This is a genomic window from Streptomyces sp. NBC_00271 (assembly GCF_036178845.1).
GTDB lineage: Bacteria > Actinomycetota > Actinomycetes > Streptomycetales > Streptomycetaceae > Streptomyces.
In genome coordinates this window covers 4246100-4259090 of record NZ_CP108070.1, presented here as the reverse complement: position 1 = coordinate 4259090, position 12991 = coordinate 4246100, and the positions used below count along the sequence as shown (strand labels likewise).

10 protein-coding genes and 3 tRNA genes are annotated in these 12991 nt (G+C 69.7%); 9 read left to right on the top strand and 4 right to left on the bottom strand.

Annotation, left to right across the window (positions count from 1 at the left end):
• Positions 1–15: 15 nt before the first annotated feature.
• Positions 16–321: a hypothetical protein gene (locus tag OG798_RS19775; protein ID WP_095854815.1), complete on the bottom strand. Its 306-nt coding sequence runs from the start codon at positions 319–321 to the stop codon at positions 16–18.
• A 145-nt stretch (positions 322–466) separates the two neighbouring features.
• Between OG798_RS19775 and OG798_RS19770 the strand changes: the two genes are divergently transcribed.
• The 3 genes from OG798_RS19770 (at position 467) to OG798_RS19760 (ending at position 856) form a co-directional block, all read left to right on the top strand.
• Positions 467–539 (top strand) — tRNA-Asn (locus OG798_RS19770).
• Positions 540–544: 5 nt separating this feature from the next.
• Positions 545–617: transfer RNA gene (locus tag OG798_RS19765), tRNA-Asn, on the top strand.
• 165 nt (positions 618–782) lie between these two features.
• Positions 783–856: transfer RNA gene (locus OG798_RS19760), tRNA-Ile, on the top strand.
• Positions 857–1196: 340 nt separating this feature from the next.
• Here OG798_RS19760 and OG798_RS19755 read toward each other — a convergent pair.
• The 3 genes from OG798_RS19755 to OG798_RS19745 all read right to left on the bottom strand — a co-directional run bounded on the left by OG798_RS19755 (position 1197) and on the right by OG798_RS19745 (position 5843).
• Positions 1197–2642 (bottom strand): extracellular catalytic domain type 1 short-chain-length polyhydroxyalkanoate depolymerase, encoded by a 1446-nt coding sequence (locus OG798_RS19755; protein WP_095854816.1) that lies wholly within the window; start codon positions 2640–2642, stop codon positions 1197–1199.
• Between the two features lie 191 nt (positions 2643–2833).
• Positions 2834–4195, bottom strand: coding sequence for a tannase/feruloyl esterase family alpha/beta hydrolase (locus tag OG798_RS19750; RefSeq protein WP_095854817.1), 1362 nt, complete (start codon positions 4193–4195; stop codon positions 2834–2836).
• A gap of 40 nt (positions 4196–4235) precedes the next feature.
• On the bottom strand, positions 4236–5843 hold the full coding sequence (locus OG798_RS19745; protein ID WP_267061698.1) for a long-chain fatty acid--CoA ligase: 1608 nt from the start codon (positions 5841–5843) through the stop codon (positions 4236–4238).
• A gap of 241 nt (positions 5844–6084) precedes the next feature.
• Between OG798_RS19745 and OG798_RS19740 the strand changes: the two genes are divergently transcribed.
• The 6 genes from OG798_RS19740 (at position 6085) to OG798_RS19715 (ending at position 12810) form a co-directional block, all read left to right on the top strand.
• Positions 6085–6843, top strand: coding sequence for an ABC transporter ATP-binding protein (locus tag OG798_RS19740; RefSeq protein WP_095858096.1), 759 nt, complete (start codon positions 6085–6087; stop codon positions 6841–6843).
• Complete coding sequence (locus OG798_RS19735) at positions 6836–7528, top strand: ABC transporter ATP-binding protein (protein ID WP_054233554.1); 693 nt, start codon at positions 6836–6838, stop codon at positions 7526–7528. Before OG798_RS19740 ends, OG798_RS19735 begins: the two co-directional genes overlap by 8 nt.
• A 48-nt stretch (positions 7529–7576) precedes the next feature.
• Positions 7577–8824 (top strand): ABC transporter substrate-binding protein, encoded by a 1248-nt coding sequence (locus OG798_RS19730; protein WP_095854819.1) that lies wholly within the window; start codon positions 7577–7579, stop codon positions 8822–8824.
• Between the two features lie 60 nt (positions 8825–8884).
• On the top strand, positions 8885–9751 hold the full coding sequence (locus OG798_RS19725; RefSeq protein WP_054233556.1) for a branched-chain amino acid ABC transporter permease: 867 nt from the start codon (positions 8885–8887) through the stop codon (positions 9749–9751).
• On the top strand, positions 9748–10779 hold the full coding sequence (locus OG798_RS19720) for a branched-chain amino acid ABC transporter permease (protein ID WP_095854821.1): 1032 nt from the start codon (positions 9748–9750) through the stop codon (positions 10777–10779). The genes OG798_RS19725 and OG798_RS19720 overlap by 4 nt, the downstream gene beginning before the upstream one ends.
• 72 nt (positions 10780–10851) lie before the next feature.
• Positions 10852–12810 (top strand): GAF domain-containing protein, encoded by a 1959-nt coding sequence (locus tag OG798_RS19715; RefSeq protein WP_095858097.1) that lies wholly within the window; start codon positions 10852–10854, stop codon positions 12808–12810.
• Positions 12811–12991 lie beyond the last annotated feature (181 nt).

Here is a 12991-nt window from a genome sequence, read left to right as displayed (position 1 = left end):
GCCGCTCGCGGGGTCCTACGTGTTGCTGGTGCCCCAGTCGTCCTCGCGGGTGCCGTTGGTGTTGCGTTCGCGCAGCGAACGGACGCGGGCGGTGACCGAGGCGGGGACGTGGTCGCCCACCTTCTCGCCGACCGTGTGGAACGCCTTGCCCGCGATCTCGCGCCCCTGCTGGGCGGCGGTCTCGGCGGTGTTGCGCACCGCGGGGTTCTGCGCGACCTGACGCGCGGACTTCTTCAGCTGTTCGTAGCGCTCGCGCCCGGCGCGCGTGCCGAGCACGTAACCCAGAGCCAGTCCGGCGACGAATGTGAGCCGGTAGCGCATGGCGGCCACCCTTCCCTTGCGTCGGCATCGGTGCGGGGGGAACCGATTGGCGGAGCACCCCCCTGCTTGCGCTAATGTATGTGTCGCAGCGAGCACACGCCCCCTGGCGAATACCCGGGAAGGTGCGTTCGATGCAACGAGGCAATCCTCCGTAGCTCAATTGGCAGAGCAGCCGGCTGTTAACCGGCAGGTTACTGGTTCGAGTCCAGTCGGGGGAGCTCGATCTCCTGTAGCTCAATTGGCAGAGCAGCCGGCTGTTAACCGGCAGGTTACTGGTTCGAGTCCAGTCGGGAGAGCAACGGAAGAGGACCCCTCAGGGGTCCTTTTTCATGTCCGGCGGAACCGCGCAGGCCACGCCGAAGTCCTCATGGTCATGCGTTGCCGACCATCCGAAGCAGGAGATCGTATGAGCGGCTATGCTGCGGCAGACGGCGCGCACAAATGTGCGCGACGCGCCGTAAGGGGCGGTAGCTCAGCCGGTTAGAGCAGCGGACTCATAATCCGTCGGCCGTGGGTTCGAGTCCCACCCGCCCCACTCCGCGCTACGCGTGAAGAAACGATGCCGCCCGCGCACTCGTGGTTTGCCAGCAACAAGGTTGCGGCCCCTGGAGCTGATCCGGGGGCCGCAGTCGTGCGTTTCGCGTTCTTTGCACTCGTCCGGGGGAACGGCCGGGGAATCGCCGTTCCCTGGTGCGACGTCAGTTCGAGCCGGGGCCGGAGTTTCTGGCGGCGGGTGCCTCTGGCGGTGGTGAGCAGTCGCTGGGACGCGGCCGCGCCGCCAAGCCGACCACAGCGACCCCGCCGACCCCGACCTCGCCGGCGTCACCGACCGCGAGCGCGACGTTCTCGCCCTGCGTGAGCAGTGGCAGGCCCGGTCAGGCGGGGCAGCCGGAGTCGGCGATCACGTAGTAGCCGATGGCGGTCTCCTCGAGGGTGTGGGTGGTGAAGGTGTTGTACAGGCCCATCTTCTGGTTGGAGCCGTTCGCGTAGGTGTAGCCGCCGCTCTGGTGGGCGCGGCCCGCGGCGACCTGGTCGTAGTTGTTCGCGGTGAAGCACTGTGGCGGAAAACCGGTGGTGGTCGCCGTCACGGCCGCGGCGGCGGCGCCGGCCTTGCCCGATGAGTCGACGGCGGCGACGGTGTAGCTGTATCCGGTGCCGGAGGCCAGTCCGGTGTCCGTGTACGAAGTGGAGGTCGTCGAGCCCGTCCTCGTACCGCCGCGGTAGATGGTGTACGAAGCGGCGCCGCTGACGGCGTTCCAGGAAAGTGAGGCGCTGGTGTCCGTGGTGCCGGTTACCGTCAGCCCGGTGGGCGCGGGCAGGGCACCGGTGCCGCCGCCGGAGGTGCCGTCCAGGCCCCAGAACTTCGCCGTGTAGTAGCTGGAGCAGATGTAGTTGAGGTAGTACGTGCCGGTCGTGCCGCACTGGTCGGTCCCGGAGCCGGGGTTCACGGCGAGGCCATGTGCCATGCCGGAGACGGTGAAGGTCTCGACGGCAGGATCGCCGTTGGCATCGTTGTAGACGTCCTGGGTGGTGCCGCCGGTGAGCGTGGTGGTCGATGACGGGGTCTGGCCGATGCCCCGGACGTTCGTCCACTGGTCGCGGGACTCGGTGGCGTTGGCGGGGTTGACGGTCGAGTCGCCGGAACCCTGCCAGACGGCCACCCGCGGCCAGGGTCCGCTCCAGCCGCCCGATGCGCCGCGTACCAGGTCGCCCCACTGTCGCGGGGTCTTGCTGACCGGGTTGTACTCGCAGGTGAGGCCGCTGCTGAGATCGGTGGCGCAGCCCGCCGGGATGCCGGAGTCGATGGAGCCGCCCGCGAAGACATCGGGGTAGTCGGCGAGCATCACGGAGGTCATGGCGCCGCCGGCGGACAGCCCCGTCACATACACGCGGCTGGGGTCGCTGCCGTACTGCGTCTTGGCGTAGTCGACCATCTGTTTGATGGACAGGGCTTCGCCCTGGCCCCGGGTGTAGTCCCCGGACTGGTACCAGTTGAAGCACGAGTTGGCGTTGTTGGCGCTGGAGGTCTGCGGGAAGACCAGCGCGAAGCCGTACAGGTCGGCGTACTTGGGCCAGCCGGAGTGGCTGTAGTAGTCGCTCGCGCTCTGGGTGCAGCCGTGCAGGGCCACGACCACCGGGGCGCCGGAGGGCAGGTTGTCGGGGACGTACGTGTACATCGACAGGCTGCCGGGGTTGGAGCCGAAGCCGGTCACCTGGGTGAGCGAGGCGGCCGACGCGCTCTGCGGCACGGTGAACAGGGCGAGCGGCAGGGCCAGCAGCGCGGCCCAGCAGGTTCTACGGACGCGGTCACGAACCGACATGCAGTCCTCCCGTGGTCCAGGGGGGTGAGTGGGCGCACCGCCGCGCCGGTGTCCCTCCGGAGCGGGCGGTGCGCTGCACCGTAGAACCGCAGCGGACGCCCGACAGCGGAGGCGGACCACACTTCTCGATCGCCTCGGGTGTCGGCAGACTCCACTGCCTACGGCAGACTCCACTGCCTACGAGGTCAACCTCAGCGCAGCGCACACGAGTTGACCAGGTCTCCCGAGGTGGGCCTGGGCACCGTGCCGCTCGCCGGCGGGGCGGCCCGATGCTCGACCCAGTCGGTCAGAGCGTGGAACGCCGAGCGATAGCAGGGCAGGATCGGCCGGAGCCGGTCCGGATAGGTGTCGTACAGGCCGTCGACGTGGGTGCCGCCCGCGATCGTGTAGTAGCGGTGCGAACCGCCGCGGTGGCTGTCGGAGACCATGCGCGCGTACACGTCCGAGTCGGTGGCGATCGGCAGCAGTGCGTCGAGCGAGCCGTGCAGTGTGATCATGGGTTTGCCGATCCTGCCGGTGAGCGAGATCCGCTCGACCGCCCGGTGCACGGAGCCCGGCCGCGCCGCATAGTCGTACGAAGCATCCGACGCGCAGGGCGCGAGAATCTCCGGAAGCGTCGAACCGGCGGACTCACCCGGACACCTGGGGTCGTAGGAGGGGTCGACCTCCGCGCGGTACACCTTCTGCGTCAGGCCCCAGTAGGCAGCCTCGTGGTACGGCCACAGGAACTCGGTGCCGGGAGCGAATCCGGCGGCGAGCATGTCGGCGTGGGTGGCCCGGCCCGCCTGGTACGCGACCGCGGTCGGCAGATAGGTGAACAGGTTCGGCCCGTCCTCGGTCCACAGCGCGCCCTCCCAGTCCACTCCGCCGTCGTACAGCTCGGGGTGGTTCTCGAGCTGCCAACGGGTCAGGTAGCCGCCGTTGGAGATGCCGGTCATGTAGGTGCGGCGTGGGGCGTGCCCGTACGCCTGCCGGACGACGGTCTTCGTGGCGAGGGCCAGCTCGGTGGTGCGCCGGTTCCATTCGGCGATCGCGTCGCCGGGCCGCTTGCCGTCGGTGTAGAAGTCGGGGCCGCTGTTGCCCTTGTCGATGGAGGCGAAGGCGTAGCCCTGGGCGATGACCCAGTCGGAGATCAGGGGGTCCAGGGAGTACTGCTTGCGCGTCCCGGGCGCACCGGTCACCACGAGGCCGCCGTTCCAGCGCTCGGGCAGCCGGATGACGAACTGGGAGTCGTGCTTCCAGCCGTGGGTCTTGTTGAGGTGCGAGGAGTCGGGGAAGTAGCCGTCGATCTGGATGCCGGGGACGCCGGTGGGGTTCTTGGTCCCCTTGGCGGTGAGTGAGGCCCAGTCCGCGGAGTCGGTGTAGGCGGTACCGGCGGTCGCGGCCGTGGTCATGTCGGGCAGACAGGCCAGGGTCTGGAATGCCGCGCCGGGTACGGTGATCCGGCTCTGGCCGGCGCAGCCTGGTGCCGATCGAGCCGTGGCGCTCGCCGACACTCCCGCCGTCGACAGGAGTACGGCGGACAACAAGGTGACCGTGCGTCTCAGATGCATGGTTCGCCCTCCGGGCGGTGAAGGTGAAGGGAGCGGTGAGTCAGGAGTCGAAGCGGGCACGCAACGCCTTCTTGTCGAACTTGCCGACTCCGGTGCGCGGGATGGCCTCCACGACCTCGATACGGTCCGGGAGCTGCCAACGCGCGAAGCCTCCGGCCTCCAGGTGCGCCCGTACGCGTTCGAGGGTCACGGTGGAGCCCGGGCGCGGGGCGACGCAGATCAGCGGACGCTCCTGCCACTTGTCGTCGGGAACGGCGATGACCGCGGCCTCGGCGACCTCCGGCAGCGCCATGACGGCCGACTCCATGTCCACCGAGGAGATCCATTCACCGCCGGACTTGATGAGATCCTTCGCACGGTCGGCGATGACGACATAGCCGTCCGGGGAGCCGATGGCGATGTCCCCGGTACGGAACCAGCCGTCCTTCGTGAACTGGGCGGCGCCTTCACCGCCGAGGTAGGAATCGGCGATCCATGGCCCGCGTACGAGCAGTTCGCCCATCGACGTTCCGTCCCACGCAAGGGACTTGCCCGCCTCGTCGCGAATGTCCATCTGCACCCCGGGCAGTGGAAGACCGGCCCGGGTGCGCACCGCGTCGGTGATCCGGTCCTCCTCCCAGTCGCGCATCCGCTCCTTCGGCCACGCCACGCTGGCCAGCGGCGAGGTCTCGGTCATGCCCCACACCTGCACCAGAGGGATGCCGAAGTCGCGCCGGTAGCGTTCGATCAGGGCGCGGGGCGGGCGGGCGCCGCCGCACAGCAGATGCCGTAGCGACGGCAACCCGCCGCGGGCGGTGATCTCGTCGGCGACCGCCATCCAGATGGTGGGCACGCCCGCGGCGACCGTGACCCGCTCGGCGGCCATCAGCTCGACCAGGGCCACGGGATCAAGCGAGCCACTGAGGAACACCTGCTTGGCGCCGTACGGAGTGGCGGTGTAGGGGACGCCCCAGGCGTTGGCGTGGAACATGGGCACGACCGGCAGTACGCAGTCACCTGGGCCGATGGCCATGGCGGACTGCGAGGACGCGGCGATGGCGTGCAGCACGGTCGAACGGTGGGTGTAGAGCACGCCCTTGGGGCGGCCGGTGGTGCCGGAGGTGTAACACAGGCCGAGCGGCGACCGTTCGTCGATGTCGCGGGGGGCGTACGCATCCGGCAGACCGGCGATCAGCTGTTCGTACGCCACCACCCCCGGCAGCGCGGTGTCGGGCACCTCGTCGCCGAGCACGATGACATGCCGCACGCCGGCGAGGCCGCCCCGCGCGTGCACCTTCTCCAGAAGTGGCAGCAGATCGGGATCGGCCAGGATGGCGCGGTCGTCCGCGTGGCCGACGATGTACGCCAGGTCCTCGGGGGAGAGCCTCAGGTTCAGGGTGTGCAGGACGCGCCCGGTGCAGGGCACGGCCCAGTAGGCCTCCAGGTGCCGGTATCCGTTCCAGGCGAGGGTGGCCACCCGGTCGTCCGGCGCCAGGCCGAGAGCGTCCAGGGCGTGCATCAACTGCTGGGCACGGCGGGCGAACGCGGCGTACGTGTAACGGTGCACACGGCCGTCGGGAAGTCGCGTGACCACCTCGGTGTCGGGAAAGTAGCGCGGGGCGTGTCCGAACAGCAGCCACGTGTTGAGCGGGGTCTCCATCATCGCCATGGCGCACATCGTCACCGCGGTGCGGGACCCGGGCGACGGAGGAAGACTCCGGAACGTCCCCCGCCTCAGTGGAGCAAGTACCCACACCGGCGACGGGCGGAGCGGCGCGGGGAGGGAGAAGACCCACACCCGTGCGGGGGCGTCTTGTGGAGATTCTCTCCGTAGCCGCTGCTCATGGCCGAACTTAACGTCTGCCCCACATCGGCATCCGCCGGTGCATCCCCTGCGCATCCGAGGCGTCATGAGACAACCGCGCGCCATCCTGGTCACGCAAGGCCTGTCCAAGGAGTTCCAGGGATTCCGCGCCGTCAGCGCGGTGGACCTGAGGGTCACCGAGGGCACGGTCCACGCGCTCGTAGGCCCCAACGGGGCAGGAAAGACGACGCTGTTCAACCTGCTGACCGGATTTCTCAGGCCGTCCGGCGGGCGTATCACCTTCTCCGGACACGACATCACCGGACAGCCTCCGGAGCGCATCGCCGGCCTCGGCGTCGCCCGCTCCTTCCAGGTCACCAGCCTCTTTCCGCAGATGACGGCCCGGGAGCACGTCGAGCTCGCCCTCCAGTCGGGCACCGGTCTCGGCCGCCGGTTCTGGCGCACGGACAAACTGATGCGCCGCTTCTCCGGCCGGGCCCTCGAACTCCTCGGTGACGTCGGACTCGAGCATCTCGCCGACCGGCCCGCCGGAAACCTTCCGTACGGGCAGAAGCGCGCGCTGGAACTGGCCCTCGCCCTCGCCCTGGACCCGGCGTTGCTGCTGCTCGACGAGCCGACAGCCGGCATGGGTCTGGAGGACGTCGACCGCACCGTGGCGCTCATCGACAGGATCCGCGAGGGACACACCGTGGTGATGGTCGAGCACAACATGAGCGTCGTCGGCTCGCTCGCCGACACCGTCACGGTCCTGCAGCGCGGCGAAGTGCTCGTGGAGGGCCCCTACGACCGGGTCAGGACCGATCCACGGGTCGTCGAGGCGTACCTGGGGGCCGACGTTGCTTGAGATCAAGGGCGTCAGCGCCCGGTACGGCGAGGCCACGGCCCTGGACGAGGTGTCCCTGCGGGTCGGCGAGGGCGAGGTCGTCACCCTCGTCGGCCGCAACGGCGCGGGAAAGTCCACCCTGCTGCGCTGCGCCATGGGGCTGCACCGTGAGATGACCGGCCGGGTCGCGCTGGCGGGCAAGGACATCACCGCGGCACCGCCGCATCGCAGGGCCCGGCTCGGCCTCGGATACGTTCCCGACGACCGAGGCATCTACGCGGGCCTGTCCGTCGAGGAGAACCTGACCTTGCCGCCGGCCTCGCCGGGCTCCGCGTGGCCGCTGCCCCGCATCTACGACGCCTTCCCGGTGCTCGCCGCGCGCCGCCGCTTCCCCGGCGGCAAGCTCTCCGGCGGTGAACAGCAGATGCTCGCCCTCGCCCGGGTCCTGCGCGCCGGCGCGCGCGTGCTGCTGTGCGACGAGCCGACCGAGGGCCTCGCCCCGGTCATCGTGCAGCAGATCGGCGAGATCCTGCGCGGGGCCAAGGAACACGGAGTGTCGGTGCTGCTGGTGGAGCAGAACCTGCGCTTCGCCGCGACCATCGCCGACCGCCACTACCTCCTCGCGCAGGGCCGGATCGTGGAGGCGCTCGACAACGCCGACGTACGGCAGCGCGAGGGCGAACTCCTCGCCTATCTCGGACTGTGACACTCCGTCACCTCCGCTCATTCGGGACGTACGCATCAGGAGGAAGCAATGAAACACAGGCTGTCGACGGTCGTGGCCACGGCCGCGGTGGGGGCACTGCTCGCGGGCTGCGGCGGCGGCGGACCGAGCTCGGGCGGCGGGAAGGTCAGCGACGACAAGATCGTGCTCGGTGTGCTCACCGACCTGTCCGGCGTCTACGCGGACATCGCGGGACCGAACTCGGTGAAGGCCGTGCAGATGGCCGTCGACGACTTCAAGAAGAAGTACGGCGACAAGGCGATCACCCGGAACATCGAGGTCATCAAGGCCGACCACCAGAACAAGCCGGAGATCGCCAACACCCAGGCTCGGGAGATGTACGACCGCAAGAAGGCCGACGCGCTCTTCGACGTGCCGACCTCGTCGGCGGCCCTCGCGGTGCAGACCGTCGCCGGCCAGGCCAAGAAGCTGTACTTCAACACCGGCGCCGCCACCACGGAACTCGCGGGCAAGACCTGCAATCCGTACACCTATGAATGGGCCTACGACACCTACATGCTGGCGCACGGCACCGGCGCCGCGGTCACCCGAGCGGGAGGCAAGAACTGGTACACGATCTATCCGGACTACGCCTTCGGGCAGGACATGCAGAAGAAGTTCGAGACGGCCATCGAGGGCGCGGGCGGCAAGGTCGTCGCCAAGGACCCCACGCCGTTCCCCAGCGACAACTACTCCACCTTCCTGCTCAAGGCACCGGGCCTGAAGCCGAAGCCGCAGGTGCTCGGGGCCCTGCAGGCGGGGGGTGACCTGGCCAACGTCGTCAAGCAGTACCAGCAGTTCAAACTGAAGGACAAGGGCATCGAGCTGGCCATCGGCCTGCTCTTCGACACCGACATCAAAGCCATCGGCGCGGACAAGCTTGCCGGAACCATGTTCACCACGGCCTGGTTCTGGAACGTCGACGCCAAGGCCCAGGCCTGGGCCGACCGGTTCAAGGAGCGCACAGGACAGCGGCCCACCTTCGACCAGGCGGCCGACTACTCGGCGGCGACGCACTATCTGGAGGCCGCGCAGAAGGCGGGCAGCGACCGGGCGGCCGACGTCTCGAAGGAGCTGGACGGCACCAAGTTCAGCGACTTCTTCGCCCACAACGCCACCATCCGCGCCGAGGACCACCGGGTCGTCCACGACGCGTACCTGGCCAAGGTCAAGGACCCGGCCAAGGCGAGCGAGGCCGGTGACTACACCGAGCCGGTCAAGACCATCCCCGCCCCCGAGGCATTCGACCAGCCTTCGCCCGACTGCCATCTCACCTGACCACCGGGGTCCGGCGGCCCGCACGACGGGCAGGCCGCCGGCCGACGACGGGACCCACTCATGACCTCGTTTCTCCAACAGGCCTTCAACGGGCTGGTCAGCGGCAGCTTCTACGCCCTCCTCGCCCTCGGCCTCGCCGTCATCTTCGGCATGCTGCGCGTGGTGAACTTCGCCCACGGCGCGCTCTACATGCTCGGCGCGTTCGGCGCGGTCGCCCTCGGCGACAGCGCGGGGCTCGGCTTCTGGTGGGCCCTGCTGCTCGTGCCCCTCGCACTCGCCGTCGCCGGCACCCTCCTCGAACGGTTGCTGATCCGCCGCCTGACGGCCCTCGACCCGCTCTACAACTTCCTGCTCACCTTCGGCATCGCGCTGGTCTGCCAGGACCTGCTTCGCATGAAGTACGGAGCGCAGTCGCAGCCCTACGAGCGCGGTCCCTTCCCCGGCTCCATGGATCTGGGCCTGTTCGACTTCCCGCGCTACCAGGTGTTCGTACTCGCCGTCTCGGTCGCTCTCTGCCTGGCCGTGTGGCTGCTGCTCACCCGCACCCGAATCGGGACCATCGTGCGCGCGGCCACCGAACGCCCCGAACTCACCAGGGCGTTCGGCATCGACACGGGGCGCTGGGTCACGCCCGTCTTCGGCTTCGGCGTCGGGCTCGCGGCCCTGGCCGGCGTGCTCGCCGCACCCATGCGGGCGGTCAACTCCGGTATGGGCAGCGACCTGATCATCACGGTGTTCGCGGTCGTCGTCATCGGCGGCCTCGGCTCCGTCTTCGGCTCCGTGCTGGCCGGGTTCACCATCGGCATGATCCAGGCCCTCGGCAACCTCTACGTCCCCGTCCTGTCCCAGACCTCGGTCTACCTGCTGATGGCCGTCGTGCTGCTCGTCCGGCCCGCCGGACTGTTCGGCAAGGAGGAACACGCATGATCCTCGGCCTCCTCGAGAAGCTGCACAGCCGCCCCGCCCGGATCCGGTGGGGCCTGCTCACCGCAGGGCTGCTCGTGGCCTTCGGTCTGCCCTGGGGCCTGTATCCGCCGGTCGCCACGGACATCCTCTGCTGGGGCCTGTTCGCCGTCGCCTTCGATCTGCTGCTCGGTCACGCCGGGCTGCTGTCCTTCGGACACGCGGCGTTCTGGGGCAGCTCGGCGTACGTCACCGGGCTGATCGCCATCCACAGCGGACTGCCGTTCTACGTCGCCGTGCTGGGCGGGGCGGCGGCCGCCGCGCTGCTCGCCCTGCCCATCGGGTTCTTCGCGGTCCGGCGCAGCGGCATCTACTTCGCCATGGTCACCCTGGCCTTCGCGCAGATGGTGTACTTCATCGCCAACCAGTGGGGCGATGTCACGGGCGGCGAGAACGGTCTGCAGGGAATTCCCCGCGACCTGCCGGGCATCGACCTGTCGGACTCGTTCGTCTTCTACTACGCGGCCCTGCCGGTGGTGCTGCTCGGCCTCGCCGCGGCCTGGCGGATCGTGCACTCCCCGTTCGGCCGGGTGATCGCCGCCGTGCGCGACAACTCCGCACGTGCCCGCGCCCTGGGATATGCCGCCGACCGCTACAAGCTCGTCGTCTTCACCGTGTCCGCGTTCCTGTCCGGCCTCGCGGGCGGACTGTACGCGGTCAACCACGGTTTCGCCTCCCTGCAGGAGGTGTACTGGACGACGTCGGGCAAGGTCGTCGTCATGACGGTCCTCGGCGGCATCGGCACCCTCTGGGGCAGCCTGCTGGGTGCCGGCGCCATCGTCCGCCTGGAGGACTGGCTGTCCACGTCCGGTTTCGAGGAGACCGGCCTGGTCACCGGCGGCGTCTTCATCGTCGTCGTCCTGCTCTTCCGCCGAGGAGTGTGGGGCACACTCACGCACACCCTGCGCTCCCGTACGCAGTCCACGGCCCCCGACCCGGAACCACACGTGGAGCACGACCACGACGACGCGTCGCAACCGGTCTCGTCGTAGATCTGTGCAGACGGAGCCGGGGCGGTGAACATCGCAGGCGGGAACGCGTACCGGAACACTCAGGAGGCATCCGTGGACTCGACGACCACACACAGTCGGGCCGATGTGGAGCCCGCGGCGCGGCTGCTGCGCCTGCTGCGCGAAGACGCCGCGCAGAGTGAGTACGACGCCCTCCTCGACCGATGCCCTTCCGAGGACCGGCCCCGGCTCGCCCTGCTCGTCGACGACGCCCTGCAGGTACGGGCGCGCCTGGAGGAGCGTCGCCGTCGGGAGGCCGAGCTCGCCGCGCTCTACGAGACAGCGGGGGACCTGTCCTCACTGCGTGATCTGGAGGCCGTGCTCCAGGCCATCGTCCGCCGGGCTCGCAGCCTGCTCGGCACCGACGTGGCCTACCTGATGCTCAACGACGCTCAACGCGGCGACACCTATATGCGGGTGACCGACGGGATACGTACCGACGCGTTCAAACAGGCACGGCTTGCCATGGGCGCAGGCCTCGGCGGTCTTGTGGCCAAGACGGCGGTTCCGTACAACACCTCCGACTACTTCGCCGACCTGCGCTTCGAGCACTGCATCGACGACGTCGTGGGCGGCGAGGGGCTGATCTCCATCGAGGGAGTGCCTCTCAAACTCGGCGAGAACGTCATTGGCGTCCTGTTCGCGGCCAACCGCCGGGTCCGCCCCTTCTCCGAGCACGAAGTGGCCCTGCTCGTCTCGCTCGCCAACCACGCCGCCATCGCCATCGAGAACGCGACCCTCTTCCAGGACGTACGCAGAGCAGTCGACGAACTCACCGAAGCCAACGGCGTCATCCGCGCCCACAGCGAATCCATCGAACGCGCCGCCGCCCTGCACGAGCGCCTCACCACCATCGTTCTCGACGGCGGCGGCATGGCCGACGTCGCGCAGACCCTCGCCGACGTCCTCGGCGGGAGCATCCTCGTCCTTGACCCCCGCGGCCGCACCATGGCCGCCGCCGGTGACGACCCTCTCGTCGAACAGGCCCGCGCCGAAGGAGCGCTCCCGGATCCGTGCCCCGCCGCCCATGCGGTCCGCGACGCCCGGGTGCTGAGCACGGACGCCCGCCGCACCCGCCGTATCCCGGCCGGCGCCGACGGATCCGCCGCCTGTGCCACTCCCATCGTGGCCGGCAGCGAACTCCTGGGCGTTCTGCTGCTCGTCCGCGACCACCTGGACGCCTCAGGAGTACGTTCCCTCGAGCGTGCCGCGCTCGTCACCGCGCTGATGCTGCTCAGCGAGCGCACCGTCGCCGAGGCCGAGCACCGGCTGCGCGGCGAGATCCTCGAGGACCTGCTCGGCTCCCCGCACCGGGATCCGGAGGGCCTGCGGCGCCGGGCCACCCTGGTGGGCCTCGACCTCCACCGCCCGCACACGGTGTTCGCCGCCCGCTGCCGTGACAGCGCCCATCGGCGACGCATCGCCGATGCCGCGGCCTCGTACGCCGCCCATGCCCGGGGTCTCGCGGGCGAATACCGGGGCGACACCGTCGTCCTCCTGCCGCAGGATCCGGACCCGGACGAGGCCGCCCGCACCCTGGCCGACCACTTGTCGCGGGTCGTGGACAACCTGGTCACCGTCGGCGCCGCGACGGCCGTGCCCGGCATCGACGCCATCGTCGAGGCACACCACGACGCGGTCCGCTGCCTGGACGTCCTGCTCGCGCTCGACCGCGACGGAGAAGGGGCGTCCCCCGGCGAACTGGGCGTCTACGGGCTGCTGTTCCATCAGGCGGGCCGCGAGGAGCTGCACCGCTTCGTGCGCCGCACCATCGGCCCCGTCCTCGACTACGACACCCAGCGCGGCGGCGAGCTCACCCGCACCCTGCTCGCCTTCTTCGCCTGCGACACCGGCCTCGGCCGCACCGCCGCCGAGCTCTACATCCACGTCAACACGCTCTACCAGCGCATCGACCGCATCACCTCGCTGCTCGGCCCGCAGTGGCGCCACGGCGACCAGGTGCTGCAGGTGCATCTCGCCCTCAAGGTCCACCTGGTCCTGTCCGCCGCGTGATCACCGGCCGACGCGACCACCTGACGCGCGAGGCCGCCCGGCTCAACGCCCGCGTGTGTCGCTGACGGCCGTCCTCGGCTCTGCCCGCGGCGAGGTTGCGGCCCCTGGAGCTGATCCAGGGGCCGCGGTTGTACGTTTCGCGCGCTTCGCGCTCGTCCGGGGTGATCGCCGGGGAACGGCG

Coding starts and splice junctions, on each gene's coding strand:
- OG798_RS19750 (WP_095854817.1), bottom strand. CDS start 4,195: ATGCATCTGAGACGCACGGTCACCTTGTTGTCCGCCGTACTCCTGTCG.
- OG798_RS19720 (WP_095854821.1), top strand. CDS start 9,748: ATGATCCTCGGCCTCCTCGAGAAGCTGCACAGCCGCCCCGCCCGGATC.
- OG798_RS19740 (WP_095858096.1), top strand. CDS start 6,085: ATGAGACAACCGCGCGCCATCCTGGTCACGCAAGGCCTGTCCAAGGAG.
- OG798_RS19775 (WP_095854815.1), bottom strand. CDS start 321: ATGCGCTACCGGCTCACATTCGTCGCCGGACTGGCTCTGGGTTACGTG.
- OG798_RS19755 (WP_095854816.1), bottom strand. CDS start 2,642: ATGTCGGTTCGTGACCGCGTCCGTAGAACCTGCTGGGCCGCGCTGCTG.
- OG798_RS19730 (WP_095854819.1), top strand. CDS start 7,577: ATGAAACACAGGCTGTCGACGGTCGTGGCCACGGCCGCGGTGGGGGCA.
- OG798_RS19745 (WP_267061698.1), bottom strand. CDS start 5,843: ATGGCGATGATGGAGACCCCGCTCAACACGTGGCTGCTGTTCGGACAC.
- OG798_RS19725 (WP_054233556.1), top strand. CDS start 8,885: ATGACCTCGTTTCTCCAACAGGCCTTCAACGGGCTGGTCAGCGGCAGC.